Origin of the sequence: Arenimonas sp. (assembly GCF_035721105.1) — a bacterium.
In the GTDB taxonomy this organism is placed as follows: domain Bacteria; phylum Pseudomonadota; class Gammaproteobacteria; order Xanthomonadales; family Xanthomonadaceae; genus Arenimonas.
Genome location: NZ_DASTNG010000061.1, coordinates 1 through 22,593, shown reverse-complemented (window position 1 = coordinate 22,593; position 22,593 = coordinate 1). Strand labels below are relative to the sequence as shown.

At 71.2% G+C, this 22,593-nt stretch carries 20 protein-coding genes; 9 read left to right on the top strand and 11 right to left on the bottom strand.

The window, feature by feature from the left end; all coding sequences use genetic code 11:
* Positions 1-56 precede the first annotated feature (56 nt).
* The 4 genes from VFQ84_RS09920 to bioD all read right to left on the bottom strand — a co-directional run bounded on the left by VFQ84_RS09920 (position 57) and on the right by bioD (position 5,807).
* Positions 57-680, bottom strand: coding sequence for a helix-turn-helix domain-containing protein (locus tag VFQ84_RS09920; RefSeq protein WP_325131476.1), 624 nt, complete (start codon positions 678-680; stop codon positions 57-59).
* Positions 677-3,790 carry an efflux RND transporter permease subunit gene (locus VFQ84_RS09915; protein WP_325131475.1) on the bottom strand — a complete coding sequence of 1,038 codons (3,114 nt, stop codon included), beginning with the start codon at positions 3,788-3,790 and terminating at the stop codon, positions 677-679. The genes VFQ84_RS09920 and VFQ84_RS09915 overlap by 4 nt, the downstream gene beginning before the upstream one ends.
* Positions 3,791-3,808: 18 nt before the next feature.
* Positions 3,809-4,981 (bottom strand): efflux RND transporter periplasmic adaptor subunit, encoded by a 1,173-nt coding sequence (locus tag VFQ84_RS09910; protein WP_325131474.1) that lies wholly within the window; start codon positions 4,979-4,981, stop codon positions 3,809-3,811.
* A 160-nt stretch (positions 4,982-5,141) separates the two neighbouring features.
* A complete protein-coding gene (bioD, locus tag VFQ84_RS09905; RefSeq protein ID WP_325131473.1) occupies positions 5,142-5,807 on the bottom strand; it encodes a dethiobiotin synthase in 666 nt (221 codons plus the stop codon).
* Between the two features lie 105 nt (positions 5,808-5,912).
* On the opposite strand from bioD, the gene VFQ84_RS09900 reads away from it, so the two are divergent.
* Positions 5,913-6,401, top strand: coding sequence for a GAF domain-containing protein (locus VFQ84_RS09900; RefSeq protein WP_325131472.1), 489 nt, complete (start codon positions 5,913-5,915; stop codon positions 6,399-6,401).
* 21 nt (positions 6,402-6,422) lie between these two features.
* Entirely contained in the window at positions 6,423-6,812 is a 390-nt protein-coding gene (locus tag VFQ84_RS09895; RefSeq protein WP_325131471.1) for a TfoX/Sxy family protein, read from the top strand.
* A 28-nt stretch (positions 6,813-6,840) separates the two neighbouring features.
* Here the strand turns inward: VFQ84_RS09895 and dinG are convergent, their stop codons facing one another.
* From dinG to glmS, 4 genes are all read right to left on the bottom strand, one after another.
* Complete coding sequence (dinG, locus tag VFQ84_RS09890; protein WP_325131470.1) at positions 6,841-8,952, bottom strand: ATP-dependent DNA helicase DinG; 2,112 nt, start codon at positions 8,950-8,952, stop codon at positions 6,841-6,843.
* Between the two features lie 27 nt (positions 8,953-8,979).
* Entirely contained in the window at positions 8,980-9,558 is a 579-nt protein-coding gene (locus VFQ84_RS09885; protein ID WP_325131469.1) for a TIGR00730 family Rossman fold protein, read from the bottom strand.
* Positions 9,559-9,678: 120 nt separating this feature from the next.
* Positions 9,679-9,855, bottom strand: coding sequence for an oxidoreductase-like domain-containing protein (locus tag VFQ84_RS09880; protein WP_325131468.1), 177 nt, complete (start codon positions 9,853-9,855; stop codon positions 9,679-9,681).
* A 27-nt stretch (positions 9,856-9,882) separates the two neighbouring features.
* Positions 9,883-11,706 (bottom strand): glutamine--fructose-6-phosphate transaminase (isomerizing), encoded by a 1,824-nt coding sequence (gene glmS / locus VFQ84_RS09875; RefSeq protein ID WP_325131467.1) that lies wholly within the window; start codon positions 11,704-11,706, stop codon positions 9,883-9,885.
* Between the two features lie 214 nt (positions 11,707-11,920).
* On the opposite strand from glmS, the gene VFQ84_RS09870 reads away from it, so the two are divergent.
* Genes VFQ84_RS09870 through VFQ84_RS09845 form a run of 6 tightly spaced genes read left to right on the top strand, consistent with a single transcriptional unit; the run spans position 11,921 to position 19,181 of the window.
* Entirely contained in the window at positions 11,921-13,189 is a 1,269-nt protein-coding gene (locus tag VFQ84_RS09870; RefSeq protein WP_325131466.1) for an efflux RND transporter periplasmic adaptor subunit, read from the top strand.
* 38 nt (positions 13,190-13,227) lie between these two features.
* Positions 13,228-13,947: an ABC transporter ATP-binding protein gene (locus VFQ84_RS09865; protein WP_325131465.1), complete on the top strand. Its 720-nt coding sequence runs from the start codon at positions 13,228-13,230 to the stop codon at positions 13,945-13,947.
* 12 nt (positions 13,948-13,959) lie between these two features.
* Positions 13,960-15,267 carry an ABC transporter permease gene (locus tag VFQ84_RS09860; RefSeq protein WP_325131464.1) on the top strand — a complete coding sequence of 436 codons (1,308 nt, stop codon included), beginning with the start codon at positions 13,960-13,962 and terminating at the stop codon, positions 15,265-15,267.
* 8 nt (positions 15,268-15,275) lie between these two features.
* Complete coding sequence (locus VFQ84_RS09855) at positions 15,276-16,490, top strand: ABC transporter permease (protein ID WP_325131463.1); 1,215 nt, start codon at positions 15,276-15,278, stop codon at positions 16,488-16,490.
* Between the two features lie 11 nt (positions 16,491-16,501).
* Complete coding sequence (locus VFQ84_RS09850; protein ID WP_325131462.1) at positions 16,502-17,854, top strand: sigma-54 dependent transcriptional regulator; 1,353 nt, start codon at positions 16,502-16,504, stop codon at positions 17,852-17,854.
* Between the two features lies 1 nt (position 17,855).
* The gene (locus tag VFQ84_RS09845; protein WP_325131461.1) at positions 17,856-19,181 is read left to right on the top strand and encodes a sensor histidine kinase; all 1,326 of its coding nucleotides are present in this window, start codon (positions 17,856-17,858) and stop codon (positions 19,179-19,181) included.
* 186 nt (positions 19,182-19,367) lie between these two features.
* Here VFQ84_RS09845 and glmU read toward each other — a convergent pair whose 3' ends face one another.
* Positions 19,368-20,735: a bifunctional UDP-N-acetylglucosamine diphosphorylase/glucosamine-1-phosphate N-acetyltransferase GlmU gene (gene glmU, locus VFQ84_RS09840; RefSeq protein WP_325131460.1), complete on the bottom strand. Its 1,368-nt coding sequence runs from the start codon at positions 20,733-20,735 to the stop codon at positions 19,368-19,370.
* 57 nt (positions 20,736-20,792) lie between these two features.
* Here glmU and VFQ84_RS09835 point away from each other — a divergent pair, with 57 nt between their 5' ends.
* Positions 20,793-21,191, top strand: a complete 399-nt coding sequence (locus VFQ84_RS09835; RefSeq protein ID WP_325131459.1) for a GtrA family protein — start codon at positions 20,793-20,795, stop codon at positions 21,189-21,191.
* 60 nt (positions 21,192-21,251) lie between these two features.
* Here VFQ84_RS09835 and VFQ84_RS09830 read toward each other — a convergent pair whose 3' ends face one another.
* The gene (locus VFQ84_RS09830; RefSeq protein WP_325131458.1) at positions 21,252-21,677 is read right to left on the bottom strand and encodes a F0F1 ATP synthase subunit epsilon; all 426 of its coding nucleotides are present in this window, start codon (positions 21,675-21,677) and stop codon (positions 21,252-21,254) included.
* Positions 21,678-21,737: 60 nt separating this feature from the next.
* On the bottom strand, positions 21,738-22,593 hold an 856-nt coding region (gene atpD / locus VFQ84_RS09825; protein ID WP_325131457.1), incomplete at its 5' end, for a F0F1 ATP synthase subunit beta.

Below are 22,593 nucleotides of genomic sequence, written 5' to 3'. Positions count from 1 at the left end.
TTGAATCGGCCGCTGGCGGCCAATGATTCAAACAAATATGTACTCTGACCCCTTTTTTACAGGCAGAGGGCGGTGACGGCTTCCTGCAGGCTGCGGCGCAGGACCTCGCGGTCCTGGGCGGGATCGCGGACGTAGCAAAGGATCAGGCCGTCGACCAGGCAGCGCATCACCACGGTCCGGCGCCGCACGGTGGCGGGATCGAGCGGCTTGCCGGCGGCGTCGGCGCTGCGCCGCACCAGGTCTTCGAAGTCGACCCAGATCTGTGGCTCCTGCGCGGTAACCACGGCGGCGATGTCGGGGTCGCGGGTGGCCTCGGCCGAGACCTCCAGGAACAGCGCGGCGTCGAAGCCCCCCTCGCAGGTCATGCCGGGGCCGGATTCACGCCAGGCGTCGATCTTCTCGAGCAGCTTCTCCACCAGCTCCGAACAGGTCGAGATGCCGGCCAGCGCCTCGCGGCGCTCCTCGCGCTGCTCGTCGGTGATGGCGCGGATGATCGCCGCCTTGTTGGTGAAGTAGCGGTAGATCAGGCCCTGGCTCATGCCGGCCACCTCGGCGATGGTCGACATGCTGGCGCCGTGGAAGCCGCGCTCGGAGAAGCACCGGCGCGCGGCGTCCAGGATGCGCACGCGCTGCAGCTCGGCGCGCGCGCTCACCTTGGCGGGCGACGGCGCCGGACTCACGGCGCGCTCGCCTTGCGCGCAGTCAAGCGGCGCACCGCCACGAAGAACAGCGGGATGAAGAAGATGCCCAGGAAGGTACCGGCCAGCATGCCGCCGACCACGCCGGTGCCGATCGCGCGCTGCGCGCCCGAGCCGGCGCCCGTGGCCAGGGCCAGCGGCAGCACGCCGAAGCCGAAGGCGATCGAGGTCATCAGGATCGGCCGCAGGCGGTCGCGGATGGCGGCCAGCGTCGCCTCCACCAGGTCCATGCCCTTCTCGACGTTGGACTTGGCGAACTCGATGATCAGCACCGCGTTCTTCGACGACAGGCCGACCGTGGTCAGCATGCCGACCTGGAAGTACACGTCGCGCTCGAGGCCGCGCAGCGCGGTGAACAGCACAGTGCCCAGGATGCCCAGCGGCACCACCAGCAGCACCGAGGTCGGGATCGACCAGCTTTCGTACAGCGCCGCCAGGCACAGGAACACCACCAGCACCGACAGCGCGTACAGCATCGGCGTCTGTGCGTTGGCCACGCGCTCCTGGTAGCTCTGGCCGCTCCACTCGATGCCGAAGCCCTCGGGCAGGTCGGCGGCGATGCGCTCCATCTCGGCCATGGCGTCGCCGGAGCTGACGCCCGGCGCCGGCGTGCCGGTGATGTTCACCGCCGAGGCGCCGTTGAAGCGCTCCAGCCGCGGCGAGCCATATTCCCAGTGGGTGGTGGCGAAGGACGAGAACGGCACCATTTCGCCCGACGCGTTGCGCACGTACCAGAGGTTGAAGTCCTCGGGCACCATGCGGAACGGCGCGTCGGCCTGCACGTACACGCGCTTGACCCGGCCACGGTCGATGAAGTCATCGATGTACTGGCCGCCCCAGGCCACCGACAGCGTCGAGTTGATGTTGGCGATCGGCACGCCCAGCGCGGCCGCCTTCTGGTTGTCGATGTCGAGGCGGAACTGCGGCGTGTCTTCCTGCCCGTTCGGGCGCACGCCGGCCAGCAGCGGGCTCTGCGCCGCCGCGCCCAGCATCTGGTTGCGCGCGGCCACCAGCGCCTGGTGGCCCTTGCCGGCGTTGTCCTTGAGGTAGAGGTTGAAGCCCCCCGTGGTGCCCAGCTCGGTCACCGGCGGCGGCGCCAGCGCGAACACCATGGCGTCCTTGATCTGGCTGAAGGCGCCCATGGCGCGGCCGACGATGGCATCGACGCTGGCGGCGCCGGAGGTGCGCTCGTCCCAGTCCTTGAGCTTCACGAACACCATGCCGTTGTTCTGGCCGCTGCCGGCGAAGCTGAAGCCCTGCACCGAGAAGGTGGACACGATGTGCTCTTTCTCGCTCTCGAGATAATGGCGCTCCACCGTCTCCATCACCTTCTGCGTGCGCTCCTGGGTCGCGCCCACCGGCGTCTGCACGATGGTGAACAGCACGCCCTGGTCTTCGTCCGGGAGGAAGGACGACGGCACCCGCGAGTAGATGAACACCATCACCAGCGCCAGCAGGCCGTAGAGCGCGAGGAAGCGCCCGCCGCGGCGGATCATGGCGCCGACCAGGCCCTGGTAGCGCAGGTTGCCGGCGTCGAACTTCTTGTTGAACCAGCCGAAGAAGCCCTTCTCGCCGTGGTGCTCGCCCTTCTTGAGCGGCTTGAGCATGGTCGCGCACAGCGCCGGCGTCAGCACGATCGCCACCAGCACCGACAGGCCCATGGCCGAGACGATGGTGGCAGTGAACTGCCGGTAGATCACGCCGGTGGAGCCGGTGAGGAAGGCCATCGGGATGAACACCGCCGCCAGCACCATGCCGATGCCCACCAGCGCGCCGGTGATCTGGTCCATGGACTTGCGGGTGGCCTCCAGCGGCGACAGCCCCTCTTCGCTCATCACGCGCTCGACGTTCTCCACCACCACGATGGCGTCGTCGACCAGCAGGCCGATCGCCAGCACCATCGCGAACATGGTGAGCATGTTGATCGAGAAACCCAGCGCCAGCAGGATCGCCAGCGTGCCCAGCAGCACCACCGGCACGGCGATGGTCGGGATCAGGGTGGCGCGGAAGTTCTGCAGGAACAGGTAGATGACCAGGAAGACCAGGATCACCGCTTCGATCAGGGTCTTGACCACTTCATTGATCGAGACGCGCACGAAGGGCGTGGTGTCGAACGGGATCACCACCTCGAGGCCGGGCGGGAAGCCGGGCCGCATCTGGTCCATCAGTTCGGCGATGCCGTCGGCGGTCGACAGCGCGTTGGCATTGGTCGCCAGCGACACCGCCACGCCCGAGGCGGGCTGGCCGTTGTAGCGGCTGATCACCGAATAGTTATCCGAGCCCAGCTCAACGCGGGCCACGTCGCCCAGGCGCAGCACCGAGCCGTCGGTGCCGCTGCGCAGGATGATGTCGCGGAACTGCTCCGGGGTCTGCAAGCGGTCCTGCGCGGTGATGGTGGCGTTGATCTGCTGGCCGTCGATGGCCGGCGTGCCGCCGAGCTGGCCCACCGCCACCTGCGCGTTCTGCGCGCGGATGGCGGCGATGACGTCGGCCGGCGCCATCTGGTAGGTGTTGAGCTTGCCGGGGTCGAGCCAGATGCGCATGGCGTACTTGCCGCCGAACACCTGCACGCTGCCCACGCCCGGGACGCGGCTGAGCGGGTCGACGATGTTCGCCGCAACGTAGTCGGAGATGTCGCCGCGGTCCATGCTGCCGTCGGTGGAGACGAAGCCCAGCACCTGCAGGAAGCCCGAGCTGGCCTTGGTGACGCCGATGCCCTGCTGCTGCACGATCTGCGGCAGCAGCGCGGTGGCGCCCTGCAGCTTGTTCTGCACCTGCACCTGGGCGATGTCCGGGTCGGTGCCGGTGGCGAAGGTGAGCGTGACGCTGACGCTGCCGTTCGAGTCACTGGTGGCCGACATGTAGTCCAGGCCGTCCAGGCCGGTCATCGACTGCTCGATGATCTGGGTGACCGAGTTTTCCACCGCCTGCGCGGACGCACCCGGATAGCTGGCGTTGATCGTCACCGAGGGCGGCGCGATGGTCGGGTAGCGCGAGATCGGCAGCTGGGTCAGGGCCAGCAGGCCGGCCAGCATGATGATGATGGCGATGACCCACGCGAAGATCGGGCGATCGATGAAGAACCTTGCCATGGCCTGTGTCCCGCCTTCTTAGTTGAGCGCAGCGGTGGACGGCGCATCGGCACCGGCGACGGGCGCGGCGCCCGCCTCGACCACGGTGGCCTTGCCGCCCGGCTGCACCTTCTGCAGGCCCTCGACGATCACGCGGTCGCCCGCGGACAGGCCGCCGTCGACCAGCCACTGGTCGCCGAGGGTGCGGTTGGCCTGCACGGTGCGCTGCTCGACCACGCCTTCGGGCGTGACCACCATCGCGATGGCCTGGCCCTTCGGGTCGCGGGTGATGCCCTGCTGCGGCACCAGCACGCCGTCCGGACGCTGGCCCATGTCCACCGCCGCGCGCACGTACATGCCGGGCAGCAGCAGGTTGTCGGGATTGGGCACCACCACGCGCAGCGCGTAGCTGCCGGTGGTCGGGTCGACGGTGACGTCGGTGAAGGCCAGGCGGCCGTCCTCTCCGTAGGCGCTGCCGTCCTCGAGCAGGATCTTCACCGGCACGCCGTCGGCCTGCTCGAGCTTGCCGGCCGCGATCTCGCGGCGCAGCTGCAGCAGCTCGCTGCTGGACTGGGTCAGGTCGACGTAGATCGGGTCGAGCTGCTGGATGGTGGCCAGGGCCTGGGCCTGGTTCGCGGTGACCAGGGCGCCAGCGGTGACCGAGGACTTGCCGATGCGGCCGCTGATGGGCGCGACGATGCGGGCATAGCCCAGGGTCACGTCGGTGGCCTGCAGGTTGGCGCGGGCGGCGGCGACGTCGGCCTTGGCCTGGGCCCAGGCGGCCTGGGCACGCTCGTTGTCCTGGGCGCTGACCAGCTTGGAACCGGCCAGCTCCTGCGAACGCTGGGCGGCGAGGCGGGCCGAGAGCTCGGCGGCCTGGGCGCGGGCCAGGTTGGCGCTGGCGCTGTCGCGGCTGGCGCGGTAGCTGGCGTCGTCGATCGCGTACAGCGGGTCGCCGGCCTTCACCAGGCTGCCTTCGTCGAACAGGCGGCGCTCGACGATGCCGGTGACCTGGGGCCGGACTTCGGCGACCAGGAAGGGCGTGGTGCGGCCCGCCAGCTCGCGGGTCAGGCTGACCGGCTGGGCCTTGAGCGTGACCACGGCCACTTCGGGGACCGGCATCGGCGGCGGGGCGTCCTCACCGCCGCAGGCGGACAGGACCAGGGCCGCGGCGAGCGCGAGGGACAGCGGGGCAAGGGTGCGGGATGACATGGAAGCCTCGGATGCAGGGCTGCGACGCCCCGGGCCCGGGGGAGGTCAGGCCCGGGGCGGTCGCAAAAAAGTGAACGGTCATTCTATTCTTGGATGCTGTACCGTCAAGTGCAGTAAGGCCCCCTGACGGGGGATACAGCGTTGCGCAGACACCTGCGGTTCAGCGGGCGAGCAGGCTCGCGGCCCGCTCGGCGGCCGAAGCGCCGGGGGCATGGGGCAGGACGCCCAGGCAGGGCACGGGCAGGGCCGCATGCACCAGGTCCAGGTAGGCCGGGGGGAAGCCGGGCTCGACCGTGCTGCCGATCCAGCCCAGCAGCCGACAGCCGTCGGCGGCGATGGCGCGGGCGGTCAGCCGGGCGTGGTTGAGGCAGCCCAGCTTCAGGCCGACCACCAGGATCACCGGCAGGTCCAGCGCCTTCACCAGGGCGGACTGGTCGAGCTCGTCGGCCAGCGGCGCCAGCCAGCCGCCGACGCCTTCGACCACCACCTGGTCGGCCATCGCGGCCAGGTCGCGGTAGGCCGCCAGCAGGGGCGGCAGGGTCACGTGGGCACCGACGGCGCGCGCGGCCAGCTGCGGCGCGGTCGGATCGCGCAGGGCGACCGGATTGACCAGGGCGTAGGCGGGCACCGGGTCGCTGGCCGCCTGCAGCGCCAGGGCGTCGGCGTTGCGCCAGCCGTCGGGCGTCGATTCGCAGCCGCTGGCCACCGGCTTCATGCCGACCACGCGGCGTCCGCCGCGGCGCAGGGCGTGCACCAGCGCCGCGCTGGCGACGGTCTTGCCGGCATCGGTGTCGGTGCCGGTGATGAAGACGCCGCGTGAAGACATGAGGTCATCCAGGGACATGCCGGGATTTTACCAGCGGCGGCGAGGGTCGAGGCCGGCGCGGGGCCACTGCTACACTCGGCGACTCGAACCGCAGGGCAAGCACAGATGTTCCAGACCGGCACCTTGGATGGCAGCAAACCCGAGCAGTACGCCCAGCTCCTCGAGCAGGCGCGCGGGCTGATGCACGGCGAACGCGACCGCACCGCCAACGCCGCCAACCTCTCGGCGCTGGTCTTCCATGCCCTGCCCGACCTGAACTGGGTCGGCTTTTATTTCTTCGACGGCACCGAGCTGGTGGTCGGTCCGTTCCAGGGCCATCCGGCCTGCGTGCGCATCGCGATCGGACGCGGCGTCTGCGGCACCGCCGCAGCGAGCCGCCAGACCCAGCGCATCGCCGACGTCGAGGCCTTCCCGGGGCACATCCCCTGCGACGCCGCCTCGCGCTCGGAGCTGGTGGTGCCGCTGTTCCAGGGCGAGCGGCTGGTCGGCGTGTTCGACCTCGACAGCCCGCGCCTGGACCGCTTCGATGAAGACGACCAGCGCGGACTGGAGGCGATCGCCGCCGCCTTCCTCGATTCGCTGCCGCCGGCCTGAGCCGGCCCGCAAGGAGACGGAATGAGTTCGGACACCAAGCTGCGCAACATCGGACCCAAGTCGGCCGCCTGGCTCCGGCAGACCGGCATCCGCACGCAGGAGGACCTGGTCGCGGTGGGCGCGCTGGCGGCCTTCGTCCGGGTCAAGCGCGCGGGCTTCAAGCCCAGCCTGAACCTGCTCTATGCGCTCGAGGGTGCAATCCTGGGCTGCCACTGGCAGGAGATCCCGGATGAACGCCGCAGCGAACTGGTGCTGGCCGCCGGGGACGAAGTGGCCAAGCTGCCGCTGCCCAAGTACAAGCGCGTGCCGGTCGCCGGCCCGGTGACCACCGTGCACCACGATGACGGCGACGGCGCGATGCCCGAGCCCGACCTGGGCTTCGACGACCCGTCCGGCAGCAGCGCCGACTAAGACCCGACGGGCGCCTGTGGCGCCCCGCTCAGGCGATCAGCCGCCGGTAGGGCGGCAGGCTGTCGAGCAGCACGCGGCCGTAGCGTTTCACCACCACCCGCCGGTCCAGCAGCACGATGCGGCCGCGGTCGTGCTCGGTGCGGATCAGCCGGCCCATGTACTGGGTCAGCGTGCGCTGCGCCTCGGGCAGCGCCACTTCGAAGAAAGCCGAGCGTCCGCGCGACTCGTACCACTCGGCCTTGGTGGCGCCGACCGGGTCGGACGGCATCGCGAACGGCAGCTTGGCGATCACCACCGTCGTGGCCAGGTCGCCGGCCAGGTCCAGGCCCTCGCCGAAGGACGCCAGTCCGAACAGCGTGCTGCCCTTGCCGGCGCGGATGCTCTCCGCATGTTTGGCCAACAGTTCGGTGCGCGAGCGCGAGCCCTGCACCAGGGTGCGGATCGCCCGCGCCGGCGACAGCAGCGCGACCACGCGCTCCATCTGCCGCCACGACGTGAACAGCACGAGGTTGCCGGCATCCCAGTCGAGTTCGTCCTCGACCCAGCGCGCGACTTCGTCGGTGTGGCGGGCCGCGTCGTCGGGCAGCGACTGCATCGCCGGCACCGACAGCACGGCGCTTTCGGCCAGGTTGAAGGGGCTGGGCAGGCTGGCCAGTTCCCAGTCGTCCGGGATCGCGGCCTCCTCGCGGAAGTGGCGGAAGTCGCCGCCGGCCGCGAGCGTCGCCGAGGTGACCACCACCGACTCCACGCGCCCCCAGACCAGCTGGCGCAGGATGCCGGCAGCCGACACCGGGGCCGCGTGGCACAGCAGGCTGCGGTCCTTGGCCACGGTGAGCCAGCGCGCCATCGGCGCGCGGCCGGCGACGTCCTGCCGGGCCCAGCGCTGCCACAGCGCGGAGGCGTCCTGCAGGCGCTCGACCAGGCGCCCCAGGTTGCGCATCAGCTTGTCGTCGGGCGCGGCCTGGCCGCCGTCCTGCTTGGGCAGCGCCGACACCAGCGTGTCGGCGAAGCGGCTGAGCTTGGTGAACAGGCGATCGAGCTCGCGCACCTCGTCCCGCCAGTCCTCCGGCAGCTGGCCCATCGGCGCGCGCCAGGTGGGCTGCGCTTCCGCGGGATCAGGCACCCAGGCCAGCGCCAGCCTGTCACTGAAATCGCGCAGGGCATCGCGGGCCTGGGTCACCAGCTCCTGCACGTCCAGCGCCGCCAGGCCGCCGATGGCGTCCTTGCCGCTGCGCACGAAGGCCGCCGACAGCGGGCCGCGGCCGCGCTCCAGCGCTTCGATCGCGGTGGGCAGGTGCAGCTGCGCGGCGTCGGCGTCGATCGCCTTGGCCGGCAGGTGGTGGCCTTCGTCGAACACGAACAGCGCCTTCGACGGCGTCGGCAGGATCGGGTTGTCGCCCTCGTCGCTGTCGGGCAGGCCGAGGGCCGCGAGCACCAGGTCGTGGTTGGCGACGACGATGTCGGCGGCCTTCACGCCCGCGCGCGCCCGCAGATACGGGCAGGCCTCGGCGAAGGCGCAGTTGGCGCGCGTGCAGGCGCCGGCCGAGGTCGTGATGCGGCCGCGCAGGCCGTCGGGCAGCGGCACCGGCGACAGGTCCAGGTCGCCCTGCCAGGTGCCGGCATCGAAGCCCTGCGACAGCGCCTCGATCGCCTTGGCTTCCTCGGCGCTGGGCGAGCGCGCGTAGGCCGGGTCGAAGTCGAACAGCGACTCCCCGTCGCCGCCGCCCGCCGCCTCGGCCAGGTTGCGCAGGCAGGCGTAGCGCTGGCGGCCCTTGGCGATCGCCACCGTGGCGGTGAGGCCGGTGTCGGCCAGGAAGCGCGGGATGTCGCGCTGCACCAGCTGCTCCTGCAGGCTGACGGTGGCGGTGGCGATCACCAGCGGCCGCTGGTGCGCGATCGCGATCGGCACCGCGGCCGTGAGGTAGGCCAGGGACTTGCCGACGCCGGTGGGCGCCTCGATCACCGCGCCGCCGCCGGACGTACCCAGCGCGCGCGCGGCGATCGCGATCATGGCGTTCTGCGCGCCGCGGGTGCGAAAGCCGGGCGACTGGCGCAGGGCTTCGAGCGCGGCGCGGATGCCGGCCTTGTCGTCCTCGCCCAGGCTGCGCGGTGGCGCGGGGGTCTTGCCGGGTTTCTTCATCGGGCGCCGCGTCGGGGCGCCTGGCCCTCAGCGGACGACGGCATAGTCGCGCGCGTCCTCGCGCCATTTCGGCGTGCGGGCGATGGTCGGCAGGATGTCCTCGACGCGGTCCACCAGCGACCACATCGCGTGGTGCTCCGGGTTCATGAACTTCTGGTCGATCACCTGCTGCATGAAGGCCTGCAGCGGTGCGTAGAAGCCGTCCTGGTTGAGCAGCAGGATCGGGCTGAAGTAGATGCCCAGGCGCTTGAGCGTGATCGCCTCGAACAGCTCCTCGAGCGTGCCGCAGCCGCCGGGCAGCGCGACCACGGCGTCGGAGCCGGTGAGCAGCTTGTGCTTGCGCTCGCGCATGTCCTCCACCAGCTCGAGCCGGGTCAGGCCCGGATGGCCCCACTCCAGGTCGGCCATGAACTTCGGGAGGATGCCGATCACCTCGCCGCCCTTCGACAGCGCGCCGTCGGCCAGCGCGCCCATCAGGCCGTGCGAGCCGCCGCCGTAGACGACGCTGCAGCCGTTCGCCGCCAGGGTTTCGCCGAGCTGGCGCGCGGCGGCGTGGTAGGCGGGCGCCACCTGGGTGCTGGAAGCGGCATAGACGCAGACGCGCATGGTCGGGACCTCAGGGTGGCGGGGCGGTCATTTTGCCACTTCGGGTGGCGCCCGGTCCGCGGATCCTGCCGCGGGGGTCGGCCCGGCAGCCCGCCTCGGGGAAAGCGTCGCGGCGATCGCTCAGTCCGCGTCCGGGTGCCGGGCACGCCAGGCCGCGAGGCGTTCGCGATAGTGCGCCATCGCTTCGGCATAGGTCGTGAGCACGCAGGGGTCGCAGCCGCCGTCGCAGCAGTCGCCCGGCAGCGGCTTCTCCGGCTCGACCGGACGGGGGTCGTGGTCACGCGGCGCGTGGGTCATCGGCCAGGCCTGCGCAGCGGACGCCGCTTATTCCACCGTGACCGACTTGGCCAGGTTGCGCGGCTGGTCCACGTCGGTGCCCTTGAGCAGGGCGACGTAGTAGCTGAGCAGCTGCAGTGGCAGGGTGGAGACCACCGGCGCGGCGATCTCGCCGGCGGCCGGCAGGATGACCACGTGGGCGGCGTCCAGGCCGTGGGCCACGGTCTCGTCGACGAAGGCGTAGAGCTGGCCGCCGCGGGCGCGCACTTCCTCGAGGTTGGACTTGAGCTTGTCGATCAGGCGGTCGTTGGGCGCGACGGCGATGACGGGCATGTGCTCGTCCACCAGCGCCAGCGGGCCGTGCTTGAGCTCGCCGGCGGCGTAGGCCTCGGCGTGGATGTAGCTGATCTCCTTGAGCTTGAGCGCGCCCTCCATGGCCACCGGCCAGTGCGTGCCGCGGCCCAGGAACAGCGCGTGGTGCTTGTCGGCGAAGCGCTCGGCCAGCGCCTTGATGTCGGCGTCGAGCTTGAGCGTCTCGACCACCAGGCCGGGCAGCTGCTCGAGCTGGCGCACGCCGTCGGCGTAGCGGGCGTCGTCGAGACCCTTCACCCGCGCCAGCGCCAGCGCGAACAGCGCCAGCGCCACCAGCTGGGTGGTGAAGGCCTTGGTCGAGGCCACGCCGATCTCGGGGCCGGCGCGGGTCATCAGCACCAGCGAGGATTCGCGCACGATCGACGACTCGGGCACGTTGCACACGGCCAGCTGCGCCAGGTACGGCATCTGCTTGGCCAGCTTGAGCGCGGCCAGGGTGTCGGCGGTCTCGCCCGACTGGGAAATGGTGAGGAACAGCGTGCCCTCGCGCACCACCGGGTCGCGGTAGCGGTATTCGCTGGCGATCTCGGTGGTGCAGGGCACGCCGGCCAGCTGTTCGATCCAGTACCGCGCCACGAGGCCCGCGTGGTAGCTGGTGCCGCAGGCGATGATGTGCACGGCCTGGGTGTCGGCCAGCAGCCGGTCGGCGTCGACGCCGAAGATCTGGGTCAGCACCTTGCCGCCGGCGATGCGGCCTTCCAGGGTGTCGGCCACGGCCTGGGCCTGCTCGTGGATTTCCTTGAGCATGTAGTGGGCGTATTCGCCGCGCTGCACGGCGTCGGCGTTGAACTGCGACTCCTTGACCTCGCGCTCCACCTTCGCGCCCTCGCGCGTGTACACCTGCACGCCGGCCGGGCTGAGCTCGGCCACGTCGCCCTCCTCGAGGTAGAGGAAGCGGCGGGTCAGCGGCAGCAGCGCGTGCACGTCGGAGCCGAAGTACTGTTCGTTCTCGCCCAGGCCCACCACCAGCGGCGAGCCCAGGCGGGCGCCGACCAGGGTGCCCGGCTCGCGCGCCGACACCACCACGATGGCGTAGGCGCCGTGCAGACGCGGCACCACCTCCTGCACGGCCTGCAGCAGGCTGCGGCCGGCGCGCTGGGCGCGCTCGACCAGGTGTGCGATCACCTCGGTGTCGGTCTGCGAGCTGAATTCGTAGCCCTCGGCCTGCAGCTCGGCGCGCAGCGCGGCGTGGTTCTCGATGATGCCGTTGTGCACCACGCTGACCTGGCCCGAGACGTGCGGGTGGGCGTTGCCCTCGCTGGGCACGCCGTGGGTGGCCCAGCGGGTGTGGGCGATGCCGCAGTGGCCGTCGAGGCCGGTTTCGAGCTGCAGCGCGGCCAGGTCGCGGACCTTGCCCTTGGCGCGCAGGCGGACGATGCCGTCCGGCCCCAGCAGAGCGACGCCGGCGGAGTCATAGCCGCGGTACTCGAGCGCGGCCAGGCCGCCGATGAGGTGCCTGACGATGTTCCGCTGGGCGCTGATGCCGACGATTCCGCACATGGATCGCATTCCGTTGACGAACAAGGCCGCCAGTTTACGGGATGCCGGAACCGGGGCCGCGGCCGTCCGGCCCGGATGTCCGAAGTTTCTCGGCGCGGACACCCGGCGGACGCCCGCGGACACCGGACACTCCGCCAGACAGGCTTTTCAATCAAGCACTTGCCGTTGGCACGGGTCCTGCATTTGTTTCCACGACCTTGCCTTGGAAGCCACCATGATCCGCGACACCTCCGCCCAGGACCGCGCTGTATCCGCCCCCGCCTCGCGTCGTCGCCTCGGGCTGCTGGCCAAGCTGGGCGCCGGCGCCGCGGTGGCGCTGGTCCTGGTGCTGCTGGTGATGGGCTGGGCCTCGAGCGATCGCTCGGTGTCGGCGGCGCGGGTGCGCACGGCCGAAGTGACCCAGGGCACCTTCGTGCGGGACGTCGCGGTCGAGGGCCGCGTGGTCGCCGCCGTCAGCCCCACCCTGTACGCGCCGGTCGGCGGCACCGTCACGCTTGAGGCGCAGGCCGGCGCCACGGTCAAGCGCGGCACCGTGCTGGCCCGGATCGATTCGCCCGAGCTGACCAATGAACTGGCGCGCGAGCAGTCCACGCTCGCCAGCCTCGACGCCGAGGTCGGCCGCCAGCGCATCACCGCCCGCCAGGCCGGCCTGCTGACCCGCCGCACCACCGACGAGGCCGAGCTGGCCCTGACCACCGCCCAGCGCGAGCTGCAGCGCGCCGAGCGCGGCCACGGCCTGGGCGTGGTGTCGGAAGTGGACCTGCTGGCGGCGCGCGACGCCGTGCGATCGGCCGAGATCCGCCTGCGCCATGCGCAGTCCGACAGCGGCCTGGCGCAGCAGTCCACCGCCTTCGACCTGACCACCCGCGAACGCGCGCTCGAGCGCCAGGCGCTGGTGGTGTCGGACCTGCAGCGCCGGGTCGAGGACCTGCAGATCCGCGCGCCGGTCGACGGCATCGTCGGCACCGTGTCGGTCACCGACCGCGCCGTGGTGGTCGCGAACGCGCCGCTGGTGACGGTGGTCGACCTCTCGCGCCTGGAAGTGGAGCTGGAGGCACCCGAGACCTACGCCGACGACCTGGGCATCGGCATGAGCGCCGACGTGCGCATCGGCAGCGTGCAGGCCGCGGGCCGCATCAGCGCGATCTCGCCCGAGGTGGTCGCCAGCCGGGTGCGCGTGCGCGTCGCCTTCGAAGGCGAGCAGCCCGCCGGCCTGCGCCAGAACCAGCGCGTCAACGCCCGCATCCTGATCGACGAACGCGCCGACACCCTGATGCTGCCGCGCGGCCCCTTCATCGAGGCCCAGGGCGGCCGCACCGCCTGGGTGGTCGAGGACGGCGTGGCCGTGCGCCGGCCAATCCGCCTCGGCACCGCCAGCGTCACCCACGTCGAAGTCCTCGAGGGCCTGGCCGTCGGCGACACCGTGGTGATCGCCGGCACCGACACCTTCGACGACGCCGAGCGCGTCAAGCTCAACGACTGATCCCCTTCCCCGCTCCCGCCTCCGCCAAGGACCCCGCCATGCTCCGGATGAACCACCTCAGCAAGATCTACCGCACGCACATGATCGAGACCCACGCCCTGCGCGGCTTCGACATCCATGTGCGGGAAGGCGAATTCGTGGCCGTCACCGGGCCGTCGGGCTCGGGCAAGACCACCTTCCTCAACATCGCCGGCCTGCTCGAGGAATTCACCGAGGGCACCTACCTGCTCGACGGCGTCGAGGTGCGCGGCATGGGCGACGACCAGCGCTCGCGCCTGCGCAACGAGAAGATCGGCTTCATCTTCCAGGGCTTCAACCTGATCCCCGACCTGAACCTGTTCGACAACGTCGACGTGCCGCTGCGCTACCGCGGGCTGGACGCGGCCGAGCGCAAGCGCCGGATCGAGGATGCGCTGGGCAAGGTCGGCCTGGGCTCGCGCGCCAGGCATTACCCGGCCGAGCTCTCCGGCGGCCAGCAGCAGCGCGTGGCGATCGCCCGCGCCCTGGCCGGCTCGCCGCGCCTGCTGCTGGCGGACGAGCCCACCGGCAACCTCGACAGCCAGATGGCGCGCGGCGTGATGGAGCTGCTGGAACAGATCAACGCCGAGGGCACCACCATCGTCATGGTGACCCATGACCCCGAGCTGGCCGCGCGCGCCGCCCGCAACGTGCACATCGTCGACGGCCAGGTCAGCGACCTGGCGCAGCCGGCGTCGGCGCCGCGCCCGGCCGTGGCCCCCGCCACCGCGACCCCCTGACCGGAGCGCGCCATGTTCGCCTACTACTTCAAGCTGGGCCTGCGCAGCCTGCGCCGCAACCCCATCCTCACCGCGCTGATGGTGCTGACCCTGGCGGTCGGCGTCGCCACCAGCATGTCCACGCTCACGGTGCTGCGGGCGATGTCGGGCGATCCGATCCCGTCCAAGTCCGACCGGCTGTTCGTGGTGCAGGTCGACAACCAGCCGGCCGAAACCCCGGCCGCGCAGGCCCCCAACGACCACCTGAGCTGGATCGACGCCCGCGAACTGCTGGCCGCCCGCGAGGGCCTGCGGCAGACCGCGATGTACGCGGTCGGCGGCGTCGCCGAGCCCGAGGGCGAGGCCGGCAACCTGCTCATCAACGGCATGGCGGTGGGCGCCGACTTCTTCCCGATGTTCGACGTGCCCTTCCGCCACGGCGGGCCCTGGAGCGCCGACGTCGACGCCCGCGGCGGCACCGAGGTGGTGCTCTCGGCGGACTTCGCCGAGCGCCTGTTCGGCGACGAGGACCCGACCGGCCGCCGGCTTCGCCTGTTTGACCGCGAGTTCGTGGTCAGCGGCGTGCTGGCGCCCTGGCAGCCGATGCCGAAGTTCTACTGGCTGGTCGGCGGCAACAACCGCTTCAGCGAGACCGAGGAAGTGTTCATTCCGCTGAGCACCGCGCTGGCCAACGAATCCAGCCCCAACGGCAACGTCAACTGCAGCGGCGACGGCCCGGAGCCGGGCTTCACCGGCCTGCTCAACTCCGAGTGCGTGTTCATGCAGTACTGGGTCGAGCTCGAGGACGCCGACCAGCGCGCCGCCTACCGGGCGAAGCTGGCCGGCTACATCGACGCCCAGAAGGCGCTGGGCCGCCTGCCGGTCGGCGAGCGCTCGCGCCTGCTGGACGTGCGCGAGTGGATGGCCGAGCAGGACGTGCTGGGCGACGACACCATCCTGCAGACGCTGCTGGCGCTGGGCTTCCTGCTGGTGTGCGTGGTCAACACCATCGGCCTGCTGCTGGCCAAGTTCACCGCCCATGCCGGCGAGATCGGCGTGCGGCGCGCGCTCGGCGCCACCCGCACCCAGGTGTTCCAGCAGTACCTGGTGCAGGCCGGCGTGGTCGGCGCCGCCGGCGGCCTGGTCGGCCTGGGGCTGACCTTCGGCGGCCTGTGGCTGCTGGCCCGCCAGTCCGACGAAGTCGCCGCGGTCGCCCACATGGACCCGATGATGCTGCTCGCCACCGTGGCCGTGGCCGTGGTCGCGGCGATCCTCGCGGGCCTGCTGCCCACCTGGCGCGCCTGCCAGGTCGTCCCCGCCATCCAGCTCAAGACCCAGTGAGGCCCGCCATGGAAATCCGCCCGATCCTTTCCGCCCTGCTGCGCTCCAAGACCGGCGCGCTGCTGATCGCCGCCCAGGTCGCGCTCACGCTGGCCATCCTCGGCAACGCCGTCTACATCGTGCAGGAGCGCCTGGCGATCTCGGCGCGCCCGACCGGCGTGGACGAGGACAACCTGTTCTTCATCCGTCTGTACGGCTTCCGGGAGGGCATCGACGTGCAGGCCATGCTCGATACCGACCTGGCGACGCTGCGCGCCCTGCCGGGCGTGGCCTCGGTGGCCACCGCCAACATGGCGCCGCTGACCCAGTCGGGCTGGAACCTCAGCGTGCAGCCCAACAGCAACGACCCGGCCGTGGACAGCACCAACACCGCGTTCTACTTCAGCTCCGAGGACCTGGTGGACACGCTGGGCCTGAAGCTGGTGGAGGGCCGCTACTTCACGCCCGACGAAGTGCAGGTGATCGAGCCCTCGCTCGCCAACGTCGACCCGCGCCACGTGGTGCTGACCCAGGCGCTGGCCCGGCAGCTGTTCCCGGACGCGACCAGCTATGTCGGCAAGGCGGTCTACCTCGGCGATTCGCGCATGGAGGTGGTCGGCGTGGTCGAGCGGCTGCAGTCGCCGTGGGCGCAGCTGGGCGACGCCGCCGAGCGCTCGATGATCGTGCCGATGCGCCAGCTGGACCCGGCCGCGCAGTACCTGGTGCGGGCCGAGCCCGGCCAGCTCGACCGCGTGATGCGGGAAGTCGAGGACACGCTGGTCGCCGCCCGCGACGACCGCGTGCTGCTGCGCAACACCAGCCTCAAGGACGCCCGCGCCAATCGCTACCGCGCCGACCGTTCGCTGGCCTGGATGCTGGTCACGGTGATGGGCCTGCTGGTGCTGGTGACCGCCTCGGGCATCGTCGGCATGGCCTCGCTGTGGGTGAACCAGCGCCGCAAGCAGATCGGCGTCCGGCGCGCGATCGGCGCCCGCCAGCGCGACATCCTGCGCTACTTCCTGGTCGAGAACTTCATGGTCACCAGCTTCGGCATCGCCATCGGCCTGGGCCTGGCGCTGGGCCTGAACCAGCTGCTGGTGAGCACGCTGGAAGTGTCGCGGCTGCCGCTGGCGATCCTGCCGGCCGGCGTGCTGGGACTGTGGACCCTGGGCCTGCTGGCCGCGCTGGGCCCGGCCTGGCGCGCGGCGCGGATCCCGCCGGCCGAAGCCACCCGCAGTGTGTGAAAATCCCCGCCATGCCCACCGTCCTGGTCATCGACGACAACCCCGCCATCGCCACCGCGCTGGAGGTGCTGTTCTCGCTGCATGACCTGCGCACGCTGTACGCGCCCGATCCCGAGCAGGGCCTGGCCTGCCTGGCGACGGAGCCGGTCGACCTGGTGGTGCAGGACATGAACTTCCGCGCCGACACCACCTCGGGCGAAGAGGGCGAGGACCTGTTCCGGCGGATCCGGCAGGCGCATCCCGACCTGCCGATCGTGCTGCTGACGGCGTGGACGCACCTGGAATCGGCGGTGAGCCTGGTCAAGGCCGGCGCCGCCGACTACCTGGGCAAGCCCTGGGACGACGCCCGCCTGATGGCCACGGTGTCGAACCTGATCGAGCTGGGCCAGGCCAACCGGCTGCTGGCGCGCGAGCGCGGCGCCCGCCAGCGCACGCGCAGCGGCATCGCCTCGCGGCTGGACCTGCGCGGCATGGCCTGGGCCGACGATGCGATGGCCCAGCTGCTGGGCCTGGTGGCGCAGGTGGCGCCGGCCGACGTGCCGGTCCTGATCACCGGCCCCAACGGCGCCGGCAAGGAGTGCATCGCGGCGATCGTGCAGGCCAATTCCTCGGTGCGCGACGGGCCGTTCGTGACGCTCAACTGCGGCGCACTGCCGGCCGAGCTGATCGAGGCGGAACTGTTCGGCGCCGAGGCCGGCGCCTACACCGGCGCGACCAAGGCGCGCGAAGGCAAGTTCGAGGCGGCCGACGGCGGCACGCTGTTCCTGGACGAGATCGGCAACCTGCCGGCGGCCGGGCAGATGAAGCTGCTGCGCGTGCTCGAGACCGGACGCTTCGAGCGCCTGGGCAGCAACCGCGAGCGCCAGGTCAAGGTGCGCGTCATCAGCGCCACCAATGCCGACCTGCCGGCGATGATCCGCGCCGGCCAGTTCCGCGAAGACCTGTACTACCGCCTGAACCTGATCGAGCTGCGCGTCCCGGCGCTGGCCGACCGCCCCGACGACATCCTGCCGCTCGCCGAACATTTCCTGGCCGGCGCCAAGCCGCTGTCGCCGGCGGCGCGCGAGGCGCTGCGCCGGCACGCCTGGCCGGGCAACGTGCGCGAACTCAAGAACACCCTGCAGCGCGCGCTGCTGCTGGGCACCGGCGCCGAGATCGGCGTCGCCGAGCTGGGCCTGCCGCTGGCGCCGGACGGATCTGCCCTGCCCGCCGCCGGGCTCGCCGACGCCGAGCCCGACCGGGCCGCCATCGAAGCCGCCATCGCCCGCGCCAACGGCGTGCTGTCGCAGGCGGCCGCCGAGCTCGGGCTGAGCCGCCAGGCGCTGTACCGGCGGCTGGAACGACTGGGCATCGGGCGTCCCTGAGATGGCCGCGCCCGGCCGCCTCCGCAGGTCGCTGGCGGGCCGGCTTGCCGCGCTGGCCTTCGCGCTGCTCGTGGCCGGCGTGGCGCTGGCCGTGGCGCTGCAGGCCTGGCTGGATGCGCCGGCGGCCGCGTTCGCGATCACGCTGCTGGTGATGCTGCCGGTGGCGGCGCTGGTGATGCGCAGTGCGGTGCAGCCGGCGCTGTCGCTGTTCCGGGCACTGGGCGGCACGGTCGACAGCTACCGCGACGGCGACTTCAGCTTCGGGCTGGCCTGGCCCGGCAACGACGAGCTGGGCGAACTGGTGGCCACCCACAACGCGCTGGGCGACGCGCTGCGCGAGCAGCGGCTGGCGCTGGTGCAGCGCGAGCTGCTGCTCGACACCATGGTGCAGAACACGCCGGTGGCGATGGTGCTGGTCGATCCCTCGGGCCGGGTGACCTATGCCAACCTGGCCGCGCGCCGCGAGTTCAATGCCGGCCGGCGGCTCGAGGGCCACGCGCTGGACACGCTGCTGGCCGAGGTGCCCGCGCCGCTGCGCGAGGCGGTGCAGGCGGGACGCGACGGCCTGTTCTCGATCGGCCAGGACGACGACGAACAGACCTGGCACATCGCCCGCCGCGACTTCCGGCTCAACGGCCGCATCCAGTCGCTGCTGATGCTGCGCCAGCTCACGGTCGAGCTGCGCCGCCAGGAAGTGCAAACCTGGAAGAAGGTGATCCGGGTGATCAGCCACGAGCTCAACAATTCGCTGGCGCCGGTGGCGTCGCTGGCGCACTCGGGCGCGGAACTGACGCGACGCGGGCAGTACCAGCGGCTGGAGTCGGTGTTCGGCACCATCGAGGAGCGGGCGCGCCACCTCGAGGGGTTCATCCGCGGCTACGCCCACTTCGCCAAGCTGCCGTCGCCGCGGCTGGAGGCGATGCAGTGGCCGGAGTTCGTGGCGCGGCTGCGCAGCCAGATCGATTTCCGGCTCGAGGAGGCGCTGCCCACCGAGACTGCGCGCCTGGACGTGCCGCAGATGGAGCAGGCGCTGTTGAACCTGCTCAAGAATGCGCATGAATCCGGCTCGCCGCCCGAGGGCGTGTCGCTGCGGGTGCGGCGCCTGCCGGGCCAGCTGCGCATCGAGGTCGCGGATCGCGGCAGCGGCATGAGCGACGCGGTGCTGGCGAACGCGCTGGTGCCCTTCTATTCCACCAAGCGCAGCGGCACCGGCCTGGGCCTGGCCCTGGCCCGCGAGATCGCCGAGGCGCACGGCGGGCGCATCAACCTGGGCAACCGCATGGAAGGCGGGCTGGTGGTGACGCTGGTCCTTCCGGCGTCCGAGTAGAGCGGAGTTTTGACGCGGATTTACGCGGATAAACGCGGATAAAGCAGAGGGCGGATGGTTTTTCGCGGGACGTGGCGACCGGCGGAAATCCAGCCGGTCTTTGCTTTATCCGCGTTTATCCGCGTAAATCCGCGTAAATCCGCGTAAATCCGCGTCAAAAATCCCAGCCTTTGCTTTCTCGCAGACTTACTTCTTCGTCGGGCGCTGCCAGCCCTCGACGGTCTGCTGCCTGGCGCGCGCCACGGTCAGCTTCCCGGCGGGCGCCGGCCGGCCGATCACCGAGCCGGCGCCGATGGTGGCCTGCTCGCCGATCACCACCGGCGCCACCAGCGAGGAATTCGAGCCGATGAAGGCGCCGTCGCCGATGGTGGTGGTGGCCTTGTTCACGCCGTCGTAGTTGCAGGTGATGGTGCCGGCGCCGATGTTCACCGCGGCGCCGATCTCGGCGTCGCCCAGGTAGCTGAGGTGGTTGGCCTTGCTGCCGCGGCCCAGGCGCGCCTTCTTGGTTTCGACGAAGTTGCCGATGTGGACCTCGTCGGCCAGCTCGGTGCCGGGGCGCAGGCGGGCGAACGGGCCCAGCGTGCAGCCGGCGCCGGTGACGACGCCCTCGAGGTCGCTGTGCGCGCGCACCACGGTGCCGGCACCCAGCACCACGTCGCGCAGTCGGCAGAACGGGCCAATGCGGACGTCGTCGCCGAGCACCACGCGGCCTTCGAGGATGACGTCGACGTCGATCTCGACGTCGCGCCCGGTCTCGACCGTTCCGCGCTGGTCGAAGCGCGCGGGGTCGGCGAGGCGGACGCCTTCGCGCATCAGGACCTCCGCGGCGCGACGCTGCCAGGCGCGTTCGAGGCGGGCGAGCTGCACCGGATCGTTGGCGCCCTCGGCCTCGCCGGCGACCAGGCAGCCGACCTGGGCCGCGGGGCGACCGTCGGCGCGGGCCAGGGCGAAGATGTCGGTGAGGTAGTACTCGCCCTGGGCGTTGTCGTTGCCAACCCGGCCCAGCCAGCGGCGCAGGTCGGCGGCGGGCGCGGCGATGACGCCGGTGTTGACCAGGCGGACCGCGCGCTGGCGCTCGTCCGCGTCCTTGTGCTCGACGATGGCCTGCACGTCGCCGTTGCCGTCGAGGACGACGCGGCCGTAGCCGGTCGGATCGTCGAGGGTCTCGGTGAGCACCGCGGCGCGGCCGGCGGCGGCCGACAGCAGGCGGCGCAGGGTGGCGACGGTGATCAGCGGCACATCGGCGTAGAGCACCAGCACCGTGGCCCGGTCGGGCACCGCCGGCAGCGCCTGCTGCACCGCGTGGCCGGTGCCGAGCTGCCGGGCCTGTTCGGCCCAGTGCAGGTCGGCCTGGGCGGTGAAGGCCGCCTGGACCTGGTCGCCGCCGTGGCCATGCACGACGTGGATGCCCGCGGCGCCAAGGGCCCGCGCGGCTTCGATGGCGTGGGCCAGCATCGGGCGGCCGGCGATCGGCTGCAGCACCTTGGGCGTGCGCGACTTCATGCGCTTGCCTTCGCCGGCGGCGAGGATGATCACGTGCAGGGTCGGGGTCATGGGGTCCTCCAGGGCCCTAGTATCGGCGCGGCGGCGCGGCGCTGCTAGCATTCGCGGATGACCGGCCTCCCGCACCCGATGTCCCGGCAAGTCCTGCTCTTCCTGGCCGTCGGCGGCGCACAGCTGCTGCTCGACAGCGCGGTGTTCATCGGCCTGACCGCGCTGGGCCTGCCGCTGGTGCTGGGCAACGTGCTTGGCCGCGTCGCCGGGGCCAGCCTCGGCTACTGGCTCAATGGCCGCTACACCTTCGCCCGCGGCGGCGAACCGCAGCTGCAGCGGCGGCATCTCTGGCGATTCCTGGTGGCGTGGTCGGCGCTGACGGCGCTGAGCACGGCGCTGCTGGCCGCGGTCGAGGCGTCCGCCGGGCTGTCGGTGTCCTGGCTGGCCAAGCCCCTGGTCGAGGCGCTGATGGCCGCGATCGGGTTCATGGTGTGGCGGCACTGGGTGTATCGCTGAGGCCCAAAACAAAAACGCCGGCGCGAAGGCCGGCGTTTCGGTGAGCCCGGGATCGCCGGCTCAGTGCTTGAGGTTCTTGCGCAGGCGCTCGAGCGCCTGGAGCTGCGCCATGGCCTCGGCCAGGCGGGCCTGGGCCTCGGCGATCTCCATGGCTTCGCCGCGGTTGGCCAGGATGCGCTCGGCGTCCGCCTTGGCTTCCTTGGCCTTGGCCTCGTCGAGGTCGGCGGCGCGGATGGCGGTGTCGGTGAGGACGGTCACCACCTGCGGCTGCACTTCGAGGATGCCGCCGGAGACGTAGAAGAACTGCTCCTCGCCGTTGGCCAGGATGACGCGCACCTGGCCCGGCTTGAGGCGGGTGATCAGCGGGGCGTGGCGCGGCGCGATGCCGAGTTCGCCCAGCTCGCCGGTGGCCACGACCATCTGCACTTCACCGTGGAAGATCTCTTCCTCGGCACTGACGATGTCGCAACGGATGGTGCTTGCCATTTCGAATTCCCTGAGTGTGCCCCCTCTCCCGCTTGCGGGAGAGGGTTGGGGAGAGGGCCTTTAGGCCGCCGCGCTCATCTTCTTGGCCTTCTCGAAGGCCTCGTCGATGCTGCCGACCATGTAGAAGGCCTGCTCGGGCAGCGAATCGCACTCGCCGTCGCAGATCATCCGGAAGCCACGGATGGTTTCCTTCAGGGTGACGTACTTGCCCGGCGAGCCGGTGAAGACTTCCGCCACGTGGAAGGGCTGCGAGAAGAAGCGCTCGATCTTGCGGGCGCGGGACACGGCCTGCTTGTCTTCTTCCGACAGCTCGTCCATGCCCAGGATCGCGATGATGTCCTTGAGCTCCTTGTACTTCTGCAGGGTGGCCTGCACGCGGCGCGCGGTGTCGTAGTGCTCGTTGCCGATCACGTTCGGGTCCAGCTGGCGCGAGGTCGAGTCCAGCGGGTCCACGGCCGGGTAGATACCCAGCGAGGCGATGTTTCGCGACAGCACGACGGTGGCGTCGAGGTGGGCGAAGGTGGTCGCGGGCGACGGGTCGGTCAGGTCGTCGGCGGGCACGTACACGGCCTGGATCGAGGTGATCGAGCCGGTCTTGGTCGAGGTGATGCGCTCCTGCAGCACGCCCATTTCCTCGGCCAGCGTCGGCTGGTAACCCACGGCGGACGGCATGCGGCCCAGCAGCGCCGAGACCTCGGTGCCGGCCAGGGTGTAGCGGTAGATGTTGTCGACGAAGAACAGGATGTCGCGGCCCTTGCCGGTGGCCGGGTCGATGTCGTCGCGGAAGTACTCGGCCATGGTCAGGCCGGTCAGCGCGACGCGCAGGCGGTTGCCCGGCGGCTCGTTCATCTGGCCGTACACCATCGCGACCTTGTCCAGGACGTTGGAGTCCTTCATCTCGTGGTAGAAGTCGTTG